12 protein-coding genes are annotated in these 23,887 nt (G+C 63.1%); 2 read left to right on the forward strand and 10 right to left on the reverse strand.

Going from position 1 to position 23,887, the window contains the following annotated elements; translation table 11 throughout:
- Positions 1-71: 71 nt before the first annotated feature.
- From HU764_RS23905 to pip, 7 genes are all read right to left on the reverse strand, one after another.
- Positions 72-806 (reverse strand): amino acid ABC transporter ATP-binding protein, encoded by a 735-nt coding sequence (locus HU764_RS23905; protein WP_027592407.1) that lies wholly within the window; start codon positions 804-806, stop codon positions 72-74.
- Positions 799-1,761 carry an amino acid ABC transporter permease gene (locus tag HU764_RS23910; RefSeq protein ID WP_027592406.1) on the reverse strand — a complete coding sequence of 321 codons (963 nt, stop codon included), beginning with the start codon at positions 1,759-1,761 and terminating at the stop codon, positions 799-801. Before HU764_RS23910 ends, HU764_RS23905 begins: the two co-directional genes overlap by 8 nt.
- 78 nt (positions 1,762-1,839) lie before the next feature.
- Positions 1,840-2,637 carry a transporter substrate-binding domain-containing protein gene (locus HU764_RS23915; RefSeq protein WP_099455914.1) on the reverse strand — a complete coding sequence of 266 codons (798 nt, stop codon included), beginning with the start codon at positions 2,635-2,637 and terminating at the stop codon, positions 1,840-1,842.
- 273 nt (positions 2,638-2,910) lie between these two features.
- A complete protein-coding gene (gene mdoH, locus HU764_RS23920; protein WP_186702432.1) occupies positions 2,911-5,484 on the reverse strand; it encodes a glucans biosynthesis glucosyltransferase MdoH in 2,574 nt (857 codons plus the stop codon).
- Positions 5,477-7,201 carry a glucan biosynthesis protein G gene (locus HU764_RS23925; protein WP_216642503.1) on the reverse strand — a complete coding sequence of 575 codons (1,725 nt, stop codon included), beginning with the start codon at positions 7,199-7,201 and terminating at the stop codon, positions 5,477-5,479. The genes mdoH and HU764_RS23925 overlap by 8 nt, the downstream gene beginning before the upstream one ends.
- Before the next feature lie 262 nt (positions 7,202-7,463).
- On the reverse strand, positions 7,464-7,901 hold the full coding sequence (gene dtd, locus HU764_RS23930; RefSeq protein ID WP_186677192.1) for a D-aminoacyl-tRNA deacylase: 438 nt from the start codon (positions 7,899-7,901) through the stop codon (positions 7,464-7,466).
- Positions 7,898-8,869 carry a prolyl aminopeptidase gene (gene pip, locus HU764_RS23935; protein WP_099455566.1) on the reverse strand — a complete coding sequence of 324 codons (972 nt, stop codon included), beginning with the start codon at positions 8,867-8,869 and terminating at the stop codon, positions 7,898-7,900. Before pip ends, dtd begins: the two co-directional genes overlap by 4 nt.
- Before the next feature lie 206 nt (positions 8,870-9,075).
- Between pip and HU764_RS23940 the strand changes: the two genes are divergently transcribed.
- Entirely contained in the window at positions 9,076-14,640 is a 5,565-nt protein-coding gene (locus HU764_RS23940; RefSeq protein ID WP_186702433.1) for a dermonecrotic toxin domain-containing protein, read from the forward strand.
- A 95-nt stretch (positions 14,641-14,735) separates the two neighbouring features.
- Entirely contained in the window at positions 14,736-20,393 is a 5,658-nt protein-coding gene (locus HU764_RS23945) for an NEL-type E3 ubiquitin ligase domain-containing protein (RefSeq protein WP_186702434.1), read from the forward strand.
- 39 nt (positions 20,394-20,432) lie between these two features.
- Here HU764_RS23945 and hutG read toward each other — a convergent pair whose 3' ends face one another.
- The 3 genes from hutG to HU764_RS23960 are packed head-to-tail and all read right to left on the reverse strand — an operon-like array spanning position 20,433 to position 23,872.
- Entirely contained in the window at positions 20,433-21,236 is an 804-nt protein-coding gene (hutG, locus tag HU764_RS23950) for an N-formylglutamate deformylase (protein ID WP_099455569.1), read from the reverse strand.
- 10 nt (positions 21,237-21,246) lie between these two features.
- Positions 21,247-22,452 carry an imidazolonepropionase gene (gene hutI, locus HU764_RS23955; protein ID WP_186702435.1) on the reverse strand — a complete coding sequence of 402 codons (1,206 nt, stop codon included), beginning with the start codon at positions 22,450-22,452 and terminating at the stop codon, positions 21,247-21,249.
- Positions 22,453-22,468: 16 nt separating this feature from the next.
- Entirely contained in the window at positions 22,469-23,872 is a 1,404-nt protein-coding gene (locus HU764_RS23960) for an amino acid permease (RefSeq protein WP_027592397.1), read from the reverse strand.
- Between the last annotated feature and the right edge of the window lie 15 nt (positions 23,873-23,887).

Here is a 23,887-nt window from a genome sequence, read left to right on the forward strand (position 1 = left end):
TAAACCACCCATAATCTTCGCAGCGCTTACCGGCCTCTTCGCAGCACAAGGCTGCTCCTACAGGGCTGTCGTTACAGTACCTGACGCAGAAACGCCTGCGCGCGCGGGTCCTTCGGTGCATCGAAGAACTGCGCCGGCGAGGCATCTTCCAGCAATTTGCCGTGATCGAAGAACAGCACCCGGTCCGCCACTTCACGGGCAAAGCCCATTTCGTGGGTGACGCAGACCATGGTCATGCCTTCCTGGGCCAGGGTCTTCATCACGTCCAGCACCTCGCCGACCATTTCCGGGTCGAGCGCCGAGGTCGGCTCGTCGAACAGCATCACCTTCGGCTCCATCGCCAGGGCCCGGGCAATCGCCACCCGCTGCTGCTGGCCGCCAGAGAGGCGCGACGGGTACTCGTTGGCTTTCTGCGAAATACCCACTTTCTCCAGCAGCGCACGGGCCTTGGCCTCGCGCTCGGCCTTGCCGCGCTTGCGCACGACTTTTTGCGCCAGGCACAGGTTTTCCAGCACGGTCATGTGCGGGAACAGGTTGAAATGCTGGAACACCATGCCGACTTCGCGGCGGTAGGCGTTGATGTCGGTCTTCGGGTCGGCCAGTTGCAAGCCGTCGATGGCGACAACGCCTTCGTCGAAATGCTCCAGGCCGTTGAGGCAGCGCAGGAAGGTCGACTTGCCCGACCCCGACGGGCCAAGCACCACCACCACTTCGGCCTTGGCCACGCGCGTGGTGACGTTGTCCACCGCACGCACGACGTGGCCGCGGGTGTCGAAGACTTTTACCAGATCACGGACTTCAATCACTTTGCGCAAGCCTCCGCTCGAGCCGGCTGGCCAAATGCGACAGCGGCAGGTTGATCAGCAGGTACAAGCCTGCCACGCAGAACCAGATCTCGAACGTCGAGAACGAGGTGGTGATGGCCTCGCGGCCGCTCTTGGTCAGTTCGGTAATGGCAATTACCGACACCAGCGAGGTGTCCTTGACCAGGCTGATGAACTGGCCGGCCAAGGGCGGCAGCACACGCTTGAAGGCCTGGGGCAGGATCACATGGCGCATCGACTGGCTGGCGTTCAAACCCAGCGAACGGGCCGCCTCGTTCTGGCCGCGGGCAATCGACTGCACGCCGGCACGCACAATCTCGGCGACATAGGCGCCGGTGAACAGCGCCAGCGCAGCCACCCCGGCGAACTCGCGGGACAGGTTGAGCACAGTGCCGATGAAGAAGTAGAAGATGAAAATCTGTACCAGCAGCGGTGTGCCGCGCACCAGTTCGACGTAAACGGTCGACAGGTCACGCAGGGTCGGGTTGTTCGACAGCCGGCACAGGCCCGCGAACAGGCCGATCACCAGGCCCAGGGCACCGGACACCACCGACAGCCACAACGTGGTCCACAGGCCCCACGCCAACGGGCCTGCCGCCCAATGGCGGGTCACGCCGATCTGGTCGCCCTCAGCCACATCATCGCCACGGCTCAGCAGCAGGCTGTTGCTGTCGACGTCGAGCACCTGCTCGGCGCCCCCTTCTTCCTTCAGCGTTACGCGGGCAGTGTCACCGGAAACGACGATGTCCTGCACGGTGCCATAGCCGGCCGCGCGCTGGGCTTCTTCGGCCTGGTAAGCAAAATATTGCGGGACGCGGTTCCAGCGCCACTCGTAAGACATCATCGAGGTGGCCAGGTACAGGCTGACTGCCAGGCCCACCAACACCAGCGCGGTCAGCGCGTGCCAGGGCCACTGGGCTTTTTTGTGTTTGATCACGTGGGGTACTTCCGTAAATGCGAACGCGCAGGGTTTGCCTGCGCGTTGGGGTCAAAGGCTGGGCTTGTGGCCTGGGCCTTATTCCATTTCCTTCAGCCAGTCCTTGTTCTTGAACCACTTGTCGTGGATACGATCGTAGGTCCCGTCATGCTTGATCTGGTGCAGGAAGTTGTTGATGAAGTTGATGCTGTCGTAGTCGCCCTTCTTCAGGCCGAACGCCAGTGGCTCGTAGGTGAAGGGTTCTTCGAGGAACAGCAGCTTGCCAGCGCCGGCCTTTTCCACCGCCACCACGTTGTACGGGGCATCGTAGACGAAGGCATCGGCCTTGCCGTTGACCACGTCCATTACCGCTTCCTGCTCGTTGTCATAGCCGTGGTACTTGGCTTTGCCGATCAGCTTCTTGGAAACCATCTCGCCGGTGGTGCCGAGCTTGGAGGTGATGCGGTACTTCTCGTTGTTCAGGTCTTTGTAGGTCTTGATCTCGCCTGCCAGCTCCTTGCGGATCAGCAGGGTCTGACCGACCACGATGAAGGGTTCGCTGAAGTTCAGGCGCAGGTTGCGTTCCTGGGTCAGGGTCATGCCGCTGCCGATCATGTCGAACTTGTCGGTCAGCAGGGCTGGGATGATGCCATCATAGGCGGTGGAGACCGTCTCCAGCTTGACGCCCATGGACTTGGCCATGGCCTTGAGGATATCGACTTCGAAGCCGATGATCTCGCCACGCTTGTTGGTCATCTGGAACGGCATGTAGGTTGGGTCCATGCCCACTTTCAGGGTGCCGCGCTTGACCGCGTCTTCGATGGCGCCAGCCTGGGCTGCCGAGACCGCGACCAGGGCGGTGACACCGACCAGCAGTCGCGAAAGGTATTTCTTGATCATCACCAAGTCCCCTAGCAAGAAAAGAAGCAAATCTTATTGTTGGCACGGCCGTACGGCCGAAGCGTTCTATCGGAGAGGGATGCTAACGCATGGCGGCCCGGGGACCTAGAGCTGGGGGGGACTTTGTTGGCCAAAATCGAGTAGAGGGGGCTATTGCTGGCGAGGGCTGCGCCCTCGTTTCGCGGCACAAGGCCGCTCCTACAGAGGCATGCATATCCTGTAGGAGCGGCCTTGTGTCGCGAATGGGCCGCAAAGCGGCCCCGGGGTCTATCAGGCGCCGACGAGTGCCGGTTGGCCTTCATTCTCTGGATGCAACGGCAACAACGGCGAGTGCGGGTCGTTTTCGATCGACGCACGCCACACATCGATCCACGCCGCGTTCTGCCCGGCCCAGACCTGCTCATGCAGGCGCGACAAGGCAACCGGGTCGCTGAGCAAGGCCAGGCGGGTGCTGAGGTCGAGCCCTTGCGGCCCCACTTCCAGCGCCTTGGCCACACGCTCGGCGCGCAGCGCTTCGATCGGCGCTGCCTGGCCATGGCGAGCCGTCGCCATGGCGCAGGCCAGGGCGTTCTGCCGTGGGTCGACCACTGCCCGCACGAAGCCGTCATGCAGGGCATGCCAGCGGTTCTCGTGGGTGTATTGGTCGGTTGCCAGCAGCTCTTGCGGCGTGGCGTATTCCTCAGGGATCAGGAACAGCTTCTCGTCCTTGGCCGCCAGGCCCAGGCGGGTACGGCTGGAAATCACCGACACCGGGATCGACAGCACCAGCGAACCCACGATCGGCGCCAGCCACCACAGGAAGCTCGGGTTCAGCCAGGCCACCAGCGCTGCCCAGGCAAAGCCCAGCAGGGTTTGTGGGCCATGGCGGCGCACGGCTTCGCTCCACGGCGTGGAGTCGTCGTCACGCTGCGGCGAGTTCCAGGTCGCGGCCCAGCCGAGGAACGCGGCCAGCACGAAGCGGGTGTGGAAGATCATGCGCACCGGCGCCAGCAGCATGGAGAACAGCATCTCCATCAGCATCGACAGGGTGACCTTGATGCGCCCGCCAAACTCGACCGCACCCTTGGCCCAAATCAGGATGATGCTGAGCAGCTTGGGCAGGAACAGCAGCACGATGGTGGTGGAGAACAGCGCGACGGCCTTCTCCGGGTGCCATTGTGGCCACAGCGGGTAAAGCTGGTACGGCTCGATGAAGTACTGCGGCTCCATCAAGGTGTTGGTCGCCAGCAGCGCCGTCGACAGCACCAGGAAGAAGAACCACAACGGCGCCGACAGGTACGACATCACGCCGGTGAGGAACACCGCACGGTGCACCGGGTGCATACCCTTGACCAGGAACAGGCGGAAGTTCATCAGGTTGCCGTGGCACCAGCGGCGGTCGCGCTTGAGCTCGTCGAGCAGGTTCGGCGGCAGCTCTTCGTAACTGCCCGGCAGGTCGTAGGCAATCCACACGCCCCAGCCGGCACGGCGCATCAGCGCGGCTTCGACGAAGTCGTGGGAGAGGATCGCACCGGCGAACGCACCCTTACCCGGCAACGGCGCCAAGGCGCAGTGCTCGATGAACGGCTTCATGCGGATAATCGCGTTGTGGCCCCAGTAGTGCGACTCGCCCAGCTGCCAGAAGTGCAGGCCGGCGGTGAACAGCGGGCCATACACGCGGGTGGCGAACTGCTGCATGCGCGCATACAGGGTATCCATGCCCGACGCCTTGGGCGCGGTCTGGATGATGCCGGCGTCCGGGTTGGCCTCCATCAGGCGCACCAGGCTGCTCAGGCACTCGCCGCTCATGACGCTGTCGGCGTCGAGCACGACCATGTACTTGTACTCGCCACCCCAGCGACGGCAGAAGTCGTCGAGGTTGCCGCTCTTGCGCTTCACCCGGCGCCGACGGCGGCGGTAGAAGATGCGGCCAAAGCCTTTGGTCTCGCGGCACACGTCCAGCCAGGCCTGTTGCTCGGCCACGGCGATGTCGGTGTCGTTGGTGTCGCTGAGCACGAAGAAGTCGAAACGGTCGAGGTTGCCGCTGGCGGCCACCGACTCGAACGTTGCCCGCAGGCCGGCGAACACACGCGGCACATCTTCGTTGCAAATCGGCATGACCAGCGCGGTGCGTGCCTCGGGCGCGATCGGCTCATTGCCGGCACTGCTGCCGGAAATGCGGTATTTGTCGCGCCCGGTGAGCAGCTCGAGGAAGCCCATCAACGCGGTCCAGAAGCCCGCCGACACCCAGCAGAACAGGATGCCGAACAGAATCAGGATGGACGTCTGCAAGGCATACGGCCAGACCTGCACGACGGTATCCCACAGCGGCTGGTTGACCACCTCGTCGAGGTCGACGAACGACCAGCCCTGGTACGGCAGGATGCCCTTCATGTACCAGCCGGCAACGATGGTCTGGCCGATCATCAGGGTCAGCAGGATATAACGGCGGATCGAGCCGACCGTGCGCCAGCGGGCCTTGGGCAGCTCACGCTGCTCTGGCTGCGGCGCGTTGGTGCGCCCGGTCATGCGGCGCCACATGCGGATCAGCACGTTGGTGCGCCAAGGCTCGGGCACGACACGGGTGCGCTTGATCGGCGGTGCGATTTTCAGGCACAGCCGGCCGCTGCCGTCGACGCCGAGCATTTCGGCGTCTTCGAGTTCGGCGGCGCTGCCCACGGTCAACCGCGGGCCCACCGAAGCCTGCACGGCCTCGGCGGCGTTGGCGGCCGGGTTGGCCGCCAGGCGTTGGTGCAGCTCACTGAACGAGGTGCAGCTGGCGAGTTCCGCGCGCTGCTCATCGCTCAGTGGGAGGTGGGCCAGGTATTCGCCGAGCGATACCGGCCTTGCGCTTGAGTTACTCATCGGCAGGCAACTGATAGGTCCAGGTCTCGGTCAGCACTTTTTCGGTGGTGGCCGGGGTACCGTTGGTGGACGCCGCATCGGCGGCAGGTTGTTCGGCCTTGGCGTCTTTCTCGGCCTTGGCATGCTTGGCAGCGGCCTTGTCCTGCTTGGCGTCCTTGGCAGCAGGCTTGGCAGGCTCGACAGGCACGTCGCGCACCAGCGCAGCGCGCATTTCCGTCGATTTGTTGGCTTCCTTGACCTTCAACCGCAGGGTCAGGCGCCAGCCTTTGCTTTCTGGGTTATAGCGCAGGTTGTTCTCGACCACCTCGGCGTTATCGCCAACGCTGACCTGGCTACGTACCGCGGCGTCTTCCGGCAGAGCAGCCAGGTTGGCACCGGCGAAGTCGACGATGAACGCCACGCTGCCGTCAGGCTGACGGATCAGGTTGGACTGTTTGACGTCGCCCGTGGAACGCATTGTCTGAGTGACCGAGGCCAGGTCCTGGGCCTGGAACTGGGCTTCCTGGATGGTCCAGTGCAGGCGGTAGTCGTACTCGAACGGCTTGCCTGGCTCCGGCAGGGTCTCTGGGCTCCAGAAGGCCACGATGTTGTCGTTGGTTTCGTCGGCAGTCGGGATCTCGACCAGGTCGACGGTGCCCTTGCCCCAGTCACCTTTTGGCTCGATCCAGGCGCTTGGGCGCTTCTGGTAGTTGTCATCGAGGTCTTCGTAGTCCTTGAAGTCGCGATGACGCTGCATCAGGCCGAAACCACGCGGGTTCTCGACGCTGAAGTTGCTCACGGCCAGGTGTTTCGGGTTGTTCAGCGGGCGCCACAGCCACTCGCCGTTGCCGGCATGGATCGACAGGCCTTCGGAGTCGTGCAAGGCCGGGCGGTAGTTCATGACCCGGGAAGGCTGGTTAGGGCCGAACAGGTACATGCTGGTGAGTGGCGCGATGCCCAGGCGGCTGACGTGGTCACGCAAGTAGACCCGCGACTTGACGTCGACCACGGTGTCGCTGCCCGGACGCAGGGTCAGCTTGTAGGCACCGGTGGAGCGCGGCGAGTCCAGCAGGGCGTAGATCACCAGGTGCTTGTCGGTAGCCTTCGGCTTCTCGACCCAGAACTCGGTGAACCGCGGGAACTCCTCGCCCGACGGCAGCGCGGTGTCGATGGCCAGGCCACGAGCCGACAGGCCGTACACATGGCCCTTGCCGACCACGCGGAAATAGCTGGCGCCAAGCAGGGTCATGATCTCGTCCTGCTTGTCGGCCTTGTTGATCGGGTAAAGCACGCGGAAACCGGCATAGCCCAGATTCTTGGTGGTTTCCGGGTCGTGCGGCACGTCACCGAACTCGAAGCGGCTCGGGTCGTACTTGATTTCTTCGACCTTGGTGGCGGTGACTTCGTTGATTTTCACCGGGGTGTCGAAGTGCATGCCCTGGTGGTAGAACGACAGCTTGAAGGGGGTCTTGTCCTTGGCCCACTCGGCCTTTTCCTGCAGGAAGTGAATCTTCTGGTAGTCGGCGAACTTCATGTCGCGGAACACCGCAGGCAGATTGCTCTTCGGTGCTTCGTACTTCTGGCCGGCCAGATCCTTTGCCTTGGCTGCAACATCGTCAAGATTGAATGCCCACAGCTGGCCCGCGTTCATCAGGCCGACCAGTGCCACACTGGCCATCAGGGCCTTACGTAGCCGAATGCCGGGGATTCTTGATGCTTTATGGGGACTAACAATCACGAGCAACCCTCGCCGAAAACAGATCATGAAACCAACGGCCAGCGACTAATGCCGGGTTGGCGAGCACTGTTCGGACCCCGTGAGGGCGTAATGATTCCCCAAACGGATCCAGACAATGCTCGAGTCAGAGTGAAACGAACCTGCGAACGCAGGTCCATGCAGCGCGCGATTATCCAGCAGGTCGCGTGACAACGCATCAGGCTGGACTAACTATTTATCGTACAAAACCCCTTGTTCTCCTACAAACAAGGGGTTTTTGACCTCATATTTGTAACATAAATGTTACGGGGCCATCATTGACCAGGTGCACCTGCATGTCCGCACCGAAGCGCCCACTCGCCACCTCGGCGTGCTGGCCCTTCGCTTGCGCTAAAAGATAGTCGAACAACTCGGCACCGAGGGCAGGCGGTGCCGCCGTCGAGAAGCCCGGCCGCATGCCGCTGCGCGTGTCCGCCGCCAAGGTGAATTGCGACACCAGCAGCAAACCGCCCCCAACATCCTTGAGCGACAGGTTCATCTTGCCCTGTTCGTCGCTGAACACGCGATAGTTAAGCAGCTTGTGCAACAGCTTATCGGCATGTTCCCGGGTATCTTCAGGTTCGACGGCCACCAGCACCAGCAGGCCCTGGTCGACGGCGCCGACGATCTCGCCGGCCACCTCTACCCGCGCGCCACGCACGCGTTGCAAGAGCCCCTTCATGCTTCTTCCAGGGGCAGGTCGAGCAAGCGCCGGGCCATCTGGTCGGCGGCGCGCACCAGGGCATCGGTGATGCCGGGCTCTGAGGCCGCATGGCCAGCATCGCGAATGACTTTCAGCTCACTGTTGGGCCAGGCCTGGTGCAGGGCCCAGGCGTTGTCCAGCGGGCAGATCACGTCGTAGCGGCCATGCACGATCACCGCCGGCAGGTGGGCGATCTTGGGCATGTCGCGGATCAGCTGGTCCGGCTTGAGGAACGCATTGTTCATGAAATAGTGGCATTCGATGCGGGCAATCGACAGCGCCCGCTGCGGCTCGGAGAAGCGGTCGACCACCAACGGGTTGGGGCGCAGCGTGGCCGTACGGCCTTCCCAGGTGGACCAGGCCTTGGCGGCGTGCATCTGGGCGATCTGGTCGTTGCCGGTCAGGCGCTTGTGGAAGGCCTTGACCAGGTCGCCGCGCTCTTCTGGCGGGATCGGCGCAATGTAGTCCTGCCAGTAGTCGGGGAACAGGCGGCTGGCGCCTTCCTGGTAGAACCATTCGATTTCCTGCGGGCGGCACAGGAAGATGCCGCGCAGAATCAGGCCGTGCACCCGCTCGGGGTGGGTCTGGGCGTAGGCCAGGGCCAGGGTCGAGCCCCACGAGCCGCCAAACAGCACCCACTTGTCGATGCCCAGGTGCTTGCGAATGCGTTCCAGGTCTTCGACCAGGTGCCAGGTGGTGTTGTTCTCCAGGCTCGCGTGGGGCGTGGAGCGGCCACAGCCGCGCTGGTCGAAGGTGATGATGCGGTACAGGTTGGGGTCGAAGTAACAACGGCTCTGCGCGTCGCAACCGGCGCCCGGGCCACCGTGGATGAATACCACGGGTAAACCTTCCGGCGAGCCACTTTCGTCGACATACAGCACATGCGGCGCTTCCACGGCCAGATCGTGCCGGGCGTAGGGTTTGATCTGCGGGTAGAGGGTCTGCATTGCGCACTCCGTGTGAGGATTAAGTCTGCCGTTGGGCATCATAAACCTGAATTGCGCTTTGAGCATGTCCTGTTGCCATCCTTGGTCCTATCCCATCCGCAAGACGGATGGCGGCGCCCGTCAGCCTGGCAAAAACACATAACTACCTCAGTGGCCCCGGCCTGCTGAACATACTTGCGAGCCCACCCAAGCTTGGAGGCTCTTGTATGAACCCGTCTTCCCCTACCCCCTCGCGCAACACGCCTTTGCACGCCGCACGGATAGGCCAAGCCACCCCGCCATGGCTGAAGGCTGCCTCCAGCGAGGCGTACCAGTCGCTACGCGACGCGCAGGGCAAGGTACCGCCGTGGTTTGAAGCAGCGCTGCAGGATCAACCAGACATCGCACGCGCGCTGGCTCAGGAACATGCCCAGCACCGCAGCCACGCGGCGCAGGTCCAGGCGCTGTTCGCCTCGCTGCCAGACCTGCACACCTTCGCCAGCGAGCAACTCACACAAGCCATCAAGGCACGCTTCGACCTGGATGTTGAGGTGTCCAACACCTACCTGGTCGATGCCAGGCTGATCCAGACCGAACACGCAATCGATGCCCGACAAGCCGTCGACCGGGCAACCCGGTCGCTCCTGCAATGGGCATTGCACAATTTTGATGCTGACGCGTGCGCAGCGGATGGCATGGATGCGCCGCAGGCCTTGCTGAAAAAGTCGGTGGTACTGGACCACCGGCGCTTCATGGGCACCGTGCCCTTGACCAATACCGTGGCGATTCCCGCCCACGCGTTTGCCGAGCTGTGCCGAACCTTGGACATCGGTGGGCGCTATCACAAACAGGTCTATGACATTTACTACCCGGCCCCGACCGGCGACCAAGGGCCCCATGAGGCGGCCCTGCAGGTGTACGAAACACTCGCCCGTGCCGAGCAATCCGCGTTCAGGCAAAGCCTGCACAGTGCCTGGTTGCAGGGGCATATCAGCCAGGGCTTTTATGACGCGGCGCTGGCCGCCCCGCTGGACGCGCCTCTGCCGCACACAGGCAGCTCACTCACGTTCAGCCTGCTGACATTGTGGGAGGTCGAAATCGTCGGCATGGCAGTGCTGCAGTTGCAGCCCGACAGTGGCTCGCAAAACGCCAGGGTCGCACTGTACAACCCCGACGACCCGCACGCCCCGCTGAAGGAATACGCGTCTTTAGACACACTGGAAGCCGCTTTGCGCGACGCGCTCCTACTCGACAGTCATTACCTGGACAACTGCCTGGCGGCCCGTGACAAACCGTCGATCCAACAAAAGCTGCAAGACCGGTTGACCCCCATGGGCTGGAGCACCCGCGGCCTGCATGAGCGGGTCACCGACCCGCAGGCAACGCTCGAACCGATACCGCACAAGGCCAGGTACTCGTTTCTAGGTACCTTGGTGACACAAAAGGTGGCCCGTCATGAAAAGGACGCCCTCTTCCATGCCGTCCCCACCTGGGCCGTGGACCTGCTGTCTGCCAAGCGTCACCGCGAGGCCATCGCCGGGAAAGTACTGACCACGCTGAACATCGCGGGCTTTTTCGTCCCGGGCCTTGGCGAAGCGATGCTCGCAGTGTGCATCGCGCAGCTGGGTTACGAAGTTTATGAGGGCATCGAAAGCTGGACCAACGACGACCGAGAGCAAGCCCACCGCTACCTGATCGATGTGATGGAAAACACCGCTACCCTGGCTGCCTGGGCGGCGGCGGGCTATGTCGTCAAAGAAGGGATCGGAGCTGTGTTGGCGGGTAATCCAGAGGCTCCCGTGCGTGAAATTCCGGAAGTGGATACCCCTTCTTTTATCGAGGAACTCGAAGAAGTCGATTTGCCGGATGGCGACACTCGGTTGTGGAAGCCCGACCTTGCGCCCTTCGCCCACGATACGCCCTTGCCGGAGGGCCTTGAGCCGGATGAAACCGGGCTGTACACCCATGCCGGCAAGCGTTGGCTGATGCTGGAAGGCCAGCTCTATGCCGTGAAGCAAGCCCAGCCGAGCAATGCATACCGGATCGAACACCCGCGCAGGCCCCAGGCCTACACACCTGCCTTGCAGCACAACGGCGCCGGCGCCTGGCTGCATGAGCTGGACAGGCCCCTGGCGTGGCAAGGCCTGGCGCTGTTCCGGCGGGCCGGGCACCTTTCTGGGGCGTTCGATGACGCCACAGCAACACGAATCCTGCAGGCCTGCGACATTGACGAAGCGGTGTTGCGCAGGGCGGTCGCTGACAGCCAGCGCCTGCCCGCGCTGCTGGAAGATACCTTGATCCGTTTCAACCTGGACCAGCAGATCGGGCAATTGCCTGCGGATGCTGAGCCTGGCCTACCAGGTGCCGAGTTCGAGACCCGCTATCGCCAACTACCTGCCACCCAGGCCCCTGGCGCCAGTGTGATCCAGCACGTTTATCCACAGCTTCCCGACGCCATCACCCAAGAGTTGTTGCGCAACGCCAACCCGCTTGAGCTGCAACAGTTGGTGGCCGGGCGAGTGCCCCTGCGCATTGGGCAAGAGATCCACCTTTATCAGGCGAACGTCCGGCTAACGCGTGCGTATGAAGGGGTGTATCTGCAGAGCCTGCGCAACTGGGACACCGATCAACTGATCGTGCAGACGCTCGGGCAACTGCCCGGCTGGCCAGCCGAGATCAGCCTCGTGCTTGAACAGCGCCAGCACTCACCCATCCAGCTCACGCGTATCGGGCGGCCGGACGGGCTAGGCCACACCACGATCGTCAGCGCCAGAGCAGGCTATATCGTGCTGGGCAATGACCAACCGGATGCACGGGTGGTCGCGCACACTTCCCTGTACAGCGCGCTGTTCGAGGTACTGACTGCCGCTCAACGCGAAGCGCTGAGTATCGTCGACGAGCAAGGCCTCAGGCACTTGGTTCAACAGGCCCCGCCGATGCCACGTTCGGCCTTGCGCAAGGTGCTTGGCATGCAAGCCGTGCGTCCAGGCTTCCGCTCGCCCCTGCGCCTGGCCGATGGCCGGCTGGGCTATCCCCTCGGCGGTATGCGCCCCCGCGTCGCGAGCATTTCACGGCACACCTTGCTCAGCTCGATTCGGCAGATAGGCCAACACGCCCCCAACCCCCGGCCTGCCGAGCAGATTCTCACCGCATTGGAGCACAGGGCCCTCACCCGCGCCGAGATCGCAGACAGGCTCAGCACCTTGCTGGAACAACGCGATGAGCTGCACAGCCGGCTGGCCGACTGGCGGCGAATAGCGGCACTGACGCCTCGTCAGGTCCCGGATGATTTAGAGCGAGTATTGAATGCAATCGCTCAGCATTGGTACGAGCGCGCGTTCTTGACGCCCACCGACATCGCGCCCCCCCTTCGCCTGGAACGCCTGTCGCTGAACGACTTCCCGCTCAGCCTGCCGGACTTCTTCACGTCCAGCGTCACTGGCCTGCAATTGATCGAAACAGCCCCCGAAAACTTCGCCGGCTGGAGCCACCACGGCCCCCACCTCAATGCCCTGCTGCGACAGTTTGCAAACCTTCGGTCGCTGGAGATCAGCCGCGCCTACCGGCCTGAGGCCTTGCCTTCGCCGTTTCAGTTCAGCCTGCCGGTGATTGCCCAACACCTGCCAGCGCTGGAATCGCTGAGCCTGACCCATCAGAACATCTCGCTGTCATCGACCGACCTCGACAGCCTGGCCGGGCTCACTCACCTGCGCCGGCTGGACCTGAGCGGCAACCGATTGTCCGAGCAGTATCCGCCGCGTTTCAACGAAATCGCACTGGACTACCTGGGCCTGGATAACCTGGCGTTGGACCATTGGCCAGAAGGCTTGGGCTTCAACGCCGTGACCCAAATACGTCACATTGGGCTGCGCAATAATCAGATCACGATGCTGCCACGCTTCTTGCTGGACAACCGAATCAACCTCGCCGATCACGCTGTGCTCTCACTGCAGGGCAATGACCTGTTCGAGGATGACCTGCTGCGCGTGATGATGAGCGAAGATGGCCGCGCCTCCCGCTTTGAGGTGGACCGCAGCGAAGACTTCAGCGCCCGCCTGGCCCTTCGGCTGGAACGTCGCCAGCTACTACGCAACGCCATCGACGACTACGTGAACGCCTCCAGTTCCAGCGCACCGGTCAGCCAAGCCGTGATGGCCACCAGGACCCGTGTGGCAACGGCGTTGAACGAGTTCTGGCATTACCAGGAGATCGGTCTGACGCGGGCAGCCCTGCGCCTGAACGACATTGCGCTCGAGCATTTTCCCAGGCTGTTGCCGGCATTTTTCACCGAACAGGTGCATAACCTTGCGCTTGAGCGGGTAAGCGGCTCCACCGCCCAGCTCGACGGGCTGTTCCGTCAGTTCCCACAGGTGACGCGCCTGTCTGTAGATGCCTACCAGCAGGCGGAGCAAACACTGCCTTCGGCCCTGCTACGACTGCCCGGGCTGACTGACATTGCCTTGCGCAACGCTGGCCTGGTGATCGACCAGCAGGTGATCAATACGCTGGGGCGCTTGCCCACGCTCAACTCGCTGGACCTCACGGGCAACCGCATGGGGCTGATCACACAGGCGCCGGCAGCGCTGCAAACGCTGCGCCGCCTCGACCTGAACGCCATGGGCCTGGAGCAGTGGCCGAGCTGGGTGGACAGCCTGCTGCCGCTTGAGCTGTTGGACCTCAGTGAAAACCGCCTCACCGAATTGCCTGCGCACATCCTGGCCAACCTCGACAACAACTTTCCCATCAGCTCGATCTTGCTGTTCAGCAACCCGCTCAGCGACGAAGCCGTCATGCGCGCTCGCGCGTCCTCGGATAGCCAGCACAGCTTTACCTTTGGCATCGACCTGTCGGACAGCATGAGCGAGTCCTCGACAGAAGGCGCGATGGGCGGCCATTTCCACTTACCCTTCCTGGACCCCGCTGCCGATGCGCCCAACCTGCAGGACTGGCTGCTCGCCTCGGACGTCGAAAACGAAGCCCTGAAAGAGTGCTGGGACGCCCTCCAGGCATCGGGCAATGCCGGAAACCTTCTGGCGCTGGTAGGCCGCCTGCGCAATGCCGCCCCTTACCAGAATGGCAAAAGCCGTGTGGCGTTCTGCGCACGGGTGCGCAAGGTGCTGGTGAGTGCGGTGGTCAACCCGGACGACCTTGCGCTGTTCAACCATCAGGCCAGTGAGGCACTGCTGCAGGAAAACGGCGACCAGACCTGCCACGACGGCGCCTTGCTGGTGTTCCAGAATATCGAGCTGTATATCGCCAACCAGCGTTTGCAGTTCGATGCCGCAGATACCGAGGGCAACCTCTATCGGGAACTGCGCCGTTTGTATCGCCTGCAGGCACTGGATGAAATCGCCAAAAGCGAGACTGCCCGCCGGGATGAAGCAGAGGTGCGCCTCACCTACCGACGCGAGTTGAACACCCCGCTTGACCTCGGCCAACCCGAGGACACCCTGCGCTACGCGATCAGTGCCAGCATCGATGAGTTGGCGCATGCTGAACTGCAGGTCCAGCGCGGCGAGCTTGGCGAGGATTTCCTGAATTTTGCCGCCGCCAACGCTCAGTGGGTCCAACATTTGCGGCAGGCCTACGCCGGTCGCTTTGCTGAAATCGAGCAAAGCTACCAGGCTCAGGTAGTGGACCTGCCGGAGCAGTTTCCGGACAGGCCCCTCGATACCCTTACCGAGGAATTCACGGCCCTGGAGCGAAGCAAGCAAGCGCGCGAGGCACGCCTGATTCGCGAACTCACCTCGTTCGCCAATCCAGACCGCAGGCCACGTTCCTCGACTGAGTAGTCCCCACCCGACAACCGCCACAGGTAACTAACTACCACTTGGCGATAAGCCCCCGCAGACAGACTCCGACACTGACCAATCAATCGGAGTCTCTCATGCCTGCCATCACTGCCCCTGCCGGAATCGTCGGCGACGACGCTATCAACCCCGCCTACTCACTGATCACAGGGCTCGTCCCCGATTGGTTCAAGGCACTGCCGGCGCACCAGTACGCGGCCTTGCGCAGTGCTACCCAGCAGCCTTTGGACTGGTATGAACAGGCATGCCTGCAGATGCCGGAGACCGTCGCGACCTTTCACGCCGAGCATGCCCATTTCCGCTGGCTCGAATCCCAGAAGCAACACGCCTTGGGGCAACTGACCACCCTTGAAGCCTTCGCCGAACCCCTGCTCAAAACAGCCATCACACAGCGTTTTGGGCTGGAGGTGGACGTTCGCCGGGCCGTCCTGTTCCACCCCAGGCTTGCGGAAACGCCCTGGTCTTTCGCGAACCTGTCAAAAGACCCAGCAGTGGAGGCCGCCGCCGCCGTGCGCCGAGCCACCCAGCCCTTGCTGACCGCCGCGCTGCAAAACTTCGTGGCTGGCGACACTCAGGCCGGGGGGATGGACCTGAGGCGTATGAAAGCAGTCATCTACGACCCCGCCAATGAGGACCAAACCCTGGCGATCGCCCCCCATGAGTTCGCCGCACTGTGCCGGGAACTGGACCTGGGCGCGCAGTACCAGAAAACCCTCGAAGCCGTGTTCAACCCCACCTCTTCGGCCGACCAAGCACCGGGGGCAGCCGCCTTCAATCAGCTCGGCCTGCTCAAACGGTGCGAAAGCTCGACGCTGAAGCTGCATGCCTGCGTGGCATACATGAAAAAGCACATCAGTGAACGCACGTACGGTTTGCTGCTGGACGTTGCGGATAACAAGCGCGTTATGCAAGACGCCAGCCCGCTGCTGAGCCGTAACCTGCAACTGCGGGATGTCGACCTGACTGGCGTGGTAGCCATCGGCCCGTCGGACGACCAAGGCGGCCTGCTCGGGCCCTTCACTGTCTACATTCCGGAAGACCCGGTGTGCCCTCTCAAGGAATACGCCTCCACGCTCGACTTCGTCAGCGACTTGCGCGACCGAATGTTCAGCCCAGGCTACCTGGACTTTTTCCGTGGTCTGGTGGCCGATGAGCAAGCCGACGCCCTGTTCGCCACCCTTACCGATCGCCTCTATCCGCTGGTGTGGGCCGAGGGCGGACAACTGAAGGTTCGCCGCCCGGACCGACAGGCCAAGCTGCACGTGCGCATGCACGACTACAGCCAGTCATTCCTGACCGAGTTCACCCTGCGCAAGGTTCGAAAACTGCAAACGGATGCGCTTTACCATGGCGTGCCCACCGCGGTGATGGACGAAAAGGCACTGGAAGCGCGGCTCGCGTATTTCGCTGGCGGGGTGCTGCAGGCACTGAACATCGGCGCCTTCTTCGTACCCGTGCTGGGCCAGGTGATGATGGTTGTCACCACCTTTCAGCTGGCCTATGAAAGTTACGAGGGTATCGAAAGCTGGAGCCGTGGCGAGCGCGAGCAGGCCTTGGGCTACCTCATGGACGTGGTCGAGAACATCGCCTTGTTCGCCGCACTCGGCGCCGCCGGTGCCGGTGCTGGCACCACGCCCGCCCTCGAGCGTATACCGGTCGAAACCCCATCGTTCATCGAAGAGCTGCAAAGCGTTACCTTGGCCAATGGCAAGACACGCCTGATCAAGCCCAATATCACGCCCTTTGCCCATGACATCCTGTTGCCTGCTGGGCTAAAGCCTGACGAATTCGGCCTCTATCACTATCAGGGCAAGACTTGGCTGGCGCTGGAAGACCGCGTCTATTCGGTCAAGACCTCGCCAGGCAATCCACCCCAACAGCGCATCGAGCACCCGACCAAAGCCATCAGCTACGAGCCCTTGTTGCGTCATAACGAAGCCGGTGCCTGGCAGCATGAGTTCGAGCGCCCGCGCCAATGGCAGGGCCACACGCTGTTCCGACGACTTGGGCCTTCGGCCAGCGGGTTCTCTGAAGAAACCGCCCGACGCATCCTCGCCGTCAGCGATACCCATGAAACCGTCCTGCGCCAGGTATTGACCGAAAACCAGCGCCCGCCAGCATTGCTGGAAGACACCCTGCGCCGCTTCAGGCTAGACCATGAGGTGTCACGGGACTTGGCCGGCACAGACGCGAACACACGTATCACTGCCTTTCAAGCGCGCTACCAGACACCGCCCGTCGATCAGGCCCCCAGCACGCAGACCATTACCCGCCGCTACCCCGCGCTGCCCGTTGGTATCGCGGATGAGTTGGCGCGCCATGCCAGCCCAGCGGAGCTGGAGCAATTGCTGGCGGGCAAGGTCCCGTTGCGTCTGGCTCAAGAAATCCATACCTACCAACAGCAGGTACGCCTGGCGCGCGCCTACGAGGGGCTCTACCTCGACAATGTGAACAACCCGGACACCGACAGGCTTGTTTTGCACAGTGTGGCGCGCTTGCCTGGCTGGGCTGACGAAATCCGCATCGAGCTACGCCAAGGCAGGTTCACCGGCCCCGTGATCGATCAGGTAGGCGCGCCAGACGGGCCTGTTCGCAAAGTGCTGACTCAACACGCCGATGGCTACCACACCTACGATGGCGAAGGGCACGAACTGCATGGGCGCGACACGATCTACTCGGCCATCTTGCATGCATTGCCCGACGTGAACCGGGCAGCATTAGGCTTTCCCAATACCTGGGAGGGCCCTGCGCTCAAGCAGCGCGTGCAGCAGTTACCGTTACTGCCACGGCCCGAGTTGCGCAAGGTGCTCCACATGCAACCGGCTAAACCAGGCGCAAACTCGCCCATGCGCCTTGCTGACGGGCGAGTGGGCTACCCCTTGAGCGGCCGCGGCTCGCTCGCCAGCACAGTTTTGAGGGAAGACCTGCTGTATCTGATTCGGCTGCTGGCGCTTGAGCAAGACACGCAGAGCGCCGAAGCGGTGCTGGCCGCCCTGGAGGGCGCAGGGCTGTCACGCGTGCAGATCAGCGACCGCTTGAATGAGCTGATGGCCGAGCGTGATGCCCTGGACCAGAGCCTGACCGCCTGGAGCGACGCGGCCCTTGAGCTGCCCGACCTGCACAGGCGTCTGGACAGCCGAACCCGTATTCAGGACGCGCTATGGCTGCATTGGCAGGCCACCAACCTACCGGAAATCGGCCGGGGCGCTGCCACGCTGCGCCTGGATCGCATCCTGCTGATCGACTATCCCGCACAGCTACCCGCCTTTTTCGAGCAACGCATCGTGCGCTTGCACCTGGTTGATTACCAAGGCACGGGCCTTATGAACTCACACACCCTGGGCGCGAACATCGGCCCGGAACTGCAGGCGGTAGACAACTTCCTGCAACGCTTCCGGCACCTCACATCCCTGGAAGTCAGCAGCCCTCAAGGGCTCACCTACAGCACCTTGAACCTGCAACCCCGACAGGTGTTTGCGACACTGCGCGAGCTGCGGCTACACGACACGCGCCTGGGCTTGAGTGGCGGTTATATCGCAGGGTTGAGTGACCGTTTCCCAAACCTGGAGGTGCTGGACCTGAGTGGCTGCCCGATCAACTATGTTGACGACAGGCCGCACATCGGCAATGTCCGTTTACGTTATCTCGGGCTAGACCGCACGGGCCTGGTGGATTGGCCTGCCTGGCTCAACAGTCAGTCGCTCACCACGATCGATCACCTCTCCCTGCGTGACAACGCACTGACCAGCGTGCCCGACGAACTCGCCCTTGCGCCACGAACTGCACAGCCACGTCGGCGCATATCCTTGCAAGGTAACCTGCTGTCGCGTCGAACTATCCTGACGCTGTTGGCAGATCAACCCTCCGAGGCCAGACAGTTCGACATGGCATTCGACACCCCTCCCAGCATTCAGCAAAGCGTTCAGGCCTACCGGCGAGATCAACAGCAGGTGCTGGCCATCTTCGACAACTGGGCCAATGCCTCAAGCTCGTCCAACCCCCTGAGCGAACAGGCAACCGTAGCCAGAAGGCAAATCGGCGAGGCATGGCTCGCATTCATGCGCACTGACTTCCTGGGGGCCATGGGCCCGTTGCAATTAACCGACATTTCGCTGGCTAACTTTCCACCGCAATTGCCGCCTCACCTGTACGCCCGCGTGCGCGAACTACAGCTGCTGCGCATGACCGCCACCCGTGAGCAGCTCAATAGGCTCCTGGGGCACTTCACACAACTGGAGGCACTCACCCTCGACGGCCACGTTGCACCGACTGGCGCGCTTCCTAACTTGCTAGCGTCCTTACCGGACCTACAGCACCTGACAATACGTATAGAGGGCGGTCAGATCGATGATCAGGCCATGGCAATGTTCGCGCGCATGCCCCAGTTAGAATCGCTCAATCTGGAAGGCAACCGCCTGGCCGCCTCTTTCGATAATGAGAACCTGCAAACCCTGAGCGATCACCTGACCCGGCTCACCTTGTCCAACACCGGCCTGCACGCGTGGCCAGCGTGGGTAGAGACCCTTCTGCCCCTGGACATTCTGGACCTCGACGATAACCAGATCGTCAACCTGCCGGACAACATCCTGTACAACCCGCGCAATGACCATGCGCACACGGAAATATCCCTGCGTGGCAACCCGCTGAGCGATTTCACGATGTCCCGCGCCCATGGCTCTGAAGCGCGTAATAGGTCGTACAGTTTTCTGATGGACCTGCCCGACGAAATTCTTCAGGAGCATTGGCGCGAGCGTCACGACTCGGACAGCGAGTCCGATGACAGCGACGATGATGACAGCGTCGGTTCCGGCGACCATGGCCATGCCCACAGCCCCGCCCTGGAACCTGAAATGGATGCCCCCGACGTCGACGACTGGCTCCTGGCAAGCGTGGAGGAAAACGAAGCGCACCGCACGGTGTGGGAGACGCTGCAGCAGGGCGGCGAAGCGCCGGCATTGCTCGAACTGGTAGGCCGCCTGGCGCACACGGCCTCATACCGAACGCTGGGCACCCGCGCCGATTTCGTCGCGCGCGTCTGGCGCATTCTGGAGGTCGCCGGCAACAGCGCCGAGGAACGTGCACTGTTCAACGGCATGGCCCACGCGGGCGTCGAGCGCAATGGTCAAGGGCTATACCAGACCTGCCACGACGGCGCCTGGCTGGTGTTCAACCAGATGGAAATCAAAGTGTTCACCGAGCAGGCACTCAAGGCGCTGCCCGAGCAGTCCCGCGGCCAGGCGCTGTATCGGCTGGTACTGCGCCTCTATCGGCTGGAGGCCGTCGAAACCATCGCCCGCGAACGGGCCGGTACCCGCGACGAAGCCGAAGTGCGCATGGCCTACAAGCTGAACCTGGCGGAGGCTTTGGAACTGCCGCTGGCACCCAAAAAGATGCTCTACCAGGCCTGCGCCAACGTCAGCCCCGCAGAGCTGGATGCTGCTCGGGCGCAGGTACTTGCCGATGAAAATGGCGACCCGTTCCTGCTATTCGCCGCCCGGCAGGATGCCTGGGTCGACTACCTGCGGGAAACCTATGCAGAACGGTTCGCCTTACTTGAGCAAGACTACCAACAGCGCGTGCTGGATGCGCCAGATGAAACACGGGAGCCCGGCGGTGCCAGCCCGACCCTGGAAGCACTGGCGCCGCTGTTCGAACGCCTGAAGCTCGAATACGAACAAAAGGTCGCCCACCTGATACGCGAACTGACCATTGCCGAAAGCTACAGGTACGCTTGACGCCCCGTTGAGCGGCGCGCTGCGCCGCTCGACATCCGCTTACTTTCCGTAGCGCTCCCGGCCCCAGGCCAGCAGTGTCTCAAGCAGCGCGCGCAGCACCGCTTGGGTCGGCTGCGCCAGGTCTTCGCGGTACGCGAAGGGTTCCACCTCTTCCATGTAGGTACTCTGCGCCAGCTCCAGCTGCACAGCATGAATGTGCTCGGCCGGGTTACCGTAATGCCGGGTGATATGCCCGCCTTTGAAGCGCCCATTCAGCACATGGCTGTAACCCTGTGCCTCAGCGCACGCCCCCTGCAGCCGCTCGGCCAGCTCGGCATCGCAACTGGCGCCGTTGAAGGTGCCCAGGTTGAAGTCCGGCAGCTTGCCGTCGAACAGGTGCGGGATCAGCGAGCGGATCGAGTGGGCATCCCACAGCAAGGCGTAGCCGAACGCCTCGCGCAGGCGCGCCAGCTCGCGCTGGATCGTCTCGTGATAAGGCCGCCAGATCTGTTCCAGGTAGGCCTTGCGCTCGTCCGCGGAGGGTTCCTTGCCGTGTTTGAACAGTGGCTCACCCTCGAACAGCGTGGCCGGGTACAGCCCCGTGGTGGCCCCGGCGTACAGCGGCTTGTCGTCATCCGGGCGGTTCAGGTCGATGACGAAGCGTGAATACTCCGCCGCCACCACGCTGGCACCCAGCTCACGGGCGAAATCGTACAGGCGCGGGATGTGCCAGTCGGTGTCGGGCAGGCTCTGCGCCTGGTCGACCAAGCCCTCACGCACGGCTTGAGTCAGGCCGAGCCCGGCGTGGGGCATGCTGATCAGCAGGGGCAGGCGGCCCTGGTGAAAACTCAGTACCTTGTCCATTGCGCCTCGCTCAGTTGGAAAGTTCATGGCCCCGGCGCACCACGCGCTTGGGCAGGTCGCCGCCGAGCCAATAGGCCAGGTCGGCAGGGCGTTCGATGTGCCAGGCGACGAAGTCGGCCACCTTGCCGGCTTCAAGCGAGCCGTGGCTGTCGCCCAGGCCGAGGGCCGTAGCGGCATGGGTGGTCACGCCGGCCAGGGCTTCTTCGGGGGTCATGCGGAACAGCGTGCAGCCCATGTTCAACATCAGGCGCAGCGACAGCCCTGGCGAAGTGCCGGGGTTGAGGTCACTGGCCAGGGCAATTTTCACCCCGTGGCGGCGCAAGGCCTCCATCGGGGGCAGTTGGGTCTCGCGCAGGAAGTAGAAGGCGCCCGGCAGCAGCACGGCGACAGTGCCGGCCGCGGCCATGGCAATGGCGTCTTCCTCGGTCATGAACTCCAGGTGATCGGCCGACAGCGCCTGGTAGCGCGCAGCCAAACTGGAGCCGTGCAGCGACGACAACTGTTCGGCATGCAGTTTGACCGGCAGGCCCAACTCATGCGCCTTGATGAATACCCGCTCGACCTGGGCCGGGGAGAACGCCAGGTGTTCGCAGAAGGCATCCACGGCATCCACCAGGCCCTCTGCGGCCAAGGCCGGCAGCATCTCGTCGCAGATGTGGGTGATGTAGTCGTCGGCCCGGCCAGCGTACTCCGGCGGCAGGGCGTGGGCCGCCAGGCAGGTGGCGCGCACCGCCAGCGGCAATTCGTCGGCCAGGCGCCGGGCCACGCGCAGCATCTTGCGCTCGTTGGCCAGGTCCAGGCCGTAGCCGGACTTGACCTCAAGCGTGGTCACGCCATCGCGCATCAACGCCTGAACCCGCTGGCGAGCACTGGCGAACAGCTCATCCTCGCTGGCCGCGCGGGTGGCCCGCACGGTGCTGGCGATGCCGCCGCCTTGCGCCGCGATTTCGGCATAGCTCACGCCTTGCAGGCGCTGCTCGAACTCGCCGCTGCGGTTGCCACCGAACACGGCGTGGGTGTGGCAGTCGATCAGGCCAGGGGTGACCCAGGCGTAGCCCAGGTCCACCGTACGTTCAGCCTCGACCGGCCGCAGCTCGCTGCGGGGGCCGATCCATTCGATCAGCCCGGCGCAGGTGACGATCGCCGCGTCCTCGATGATCGCGTAACGCCCGTCCACCATGGTTGCCGCATGGCAGTGCTGCCAGAGGGTTCTCATTTGCAAATCTCCTGTACTAGCGGTGCAGCTCGGCCGGCGCCTGGGCCGCCTTGCCCTGCCCTGCCCGCGGCTTGCACCACAGCAGGTAGGACGCGACCAGGAACACCACCCAGACGACACCGACCAACAACGCGGCCTGGGTATCCGGGAAGTAACCGAGCACGCCAAAGATGAACACCATGAACGCGATGGCCATGGCGGGGCCATAGGGCCAGAACGGTACCGGGAACGCGAGCTGCGCGGCTTCTTCGCGGCTCATGCTGCGGCGCATGGCGACCTGAGTGACCAGGATCATCAGCCACACCCACACAGTGGCGAAGGTGGCGATCGAAGCGATCAGCAGGAACACGTTCTCGGGGATCAGGTAGTTGAGCAACACCCCAACCAGCAGCGCCGCGCCCATGACCACCACGGTCATCCACGGCACGCCGTGCTTGGACAGCTTGCTGAAACCACGCGGGGCGTGGCCTTGCTGGGCCAGGCCATACATCATGCGGCCGGCGCCGAAGATGTCGCTGTTGATGGCCGAAATCGCAGCGGAAATCACCACCACGTTCAGCACTGCCGCTGCCGAACCGATCCCCAGGTTGCTGAAGATCTGCACGAACGGGCTGCCTTCGCTGCCGATCTGCGGCCACGGGTACAGGCACATCAGCACGAACAGGGTCAGCACGTAGAACAGCAGGATGCGCAGTGGCACGGCATTGATGGCCTTGGGGATGACCCGTTGTGGGTCCTTGGCCTCACCGGCGGTCACGCCGATGATTTCGATACCGCCAAAGGCAAACATGACCACCGCGAAGGAGGCGATCAGGCCGCCGACACCGTTAGGCATGAAGCCGCCATGCTCGACCAGGTTGCTCAAGCCGACGGCATGCCCGGTGCCCACCTGGCTGAAGCCGAAGGCCATGATGCCGAGGCCGGCGAGGATCATCGCGACGATGGCGCCGACCTTGAGCAGCGACAGCCAGAATTCCATTTCGCCGAACACTTTGACGTTGCACAGGTTCAGGCCGCCAATCAGGAAGACGATGCCCAGTACCCAGATCCAGCGGGCCACTTCAGGGAACCAGAAGCCCATGTAGATACCGAAGGCGGTCACGTCGGCGATGGCGACAATGACCATTTCGAAGGCGTAGGTCCAGCCGAGGATGAAGCCGGCCATAGGGCCGAGGTAGGTCGTGGCGTAGTGGCCGAAGGAGCCGGCGACCGGGTTGTGCACGGCCATCTCGCCGAGGGCGCGCATGACCATGAACACGGCGGCGCCGCCGATCAGGTAGGCCAGCAGCACGGCGGGGCCGGCCATCTGGATGGCAGAGGCGGAACCGTAGAAAAGCCCGGTACCGATAGCGGAGCCGAGCGCCATGAAACGGATGTGCCGGGCCGATAGCCCGCGCTTGAGACCTTGAGCTTGTTGCATGTCACGTCCTAATTT

Source organism: Pseudomonas kermanshahensis (assembly GCF_014269205.2).
GTDB classification, from domain to species: Bacteria; Pseudomonadota; Gammaproteobacteria; order Pseudomonadales; family Pseudomonadaceae; genus Aquipseudomonas; species Aquipseudomonas kermanshahensis.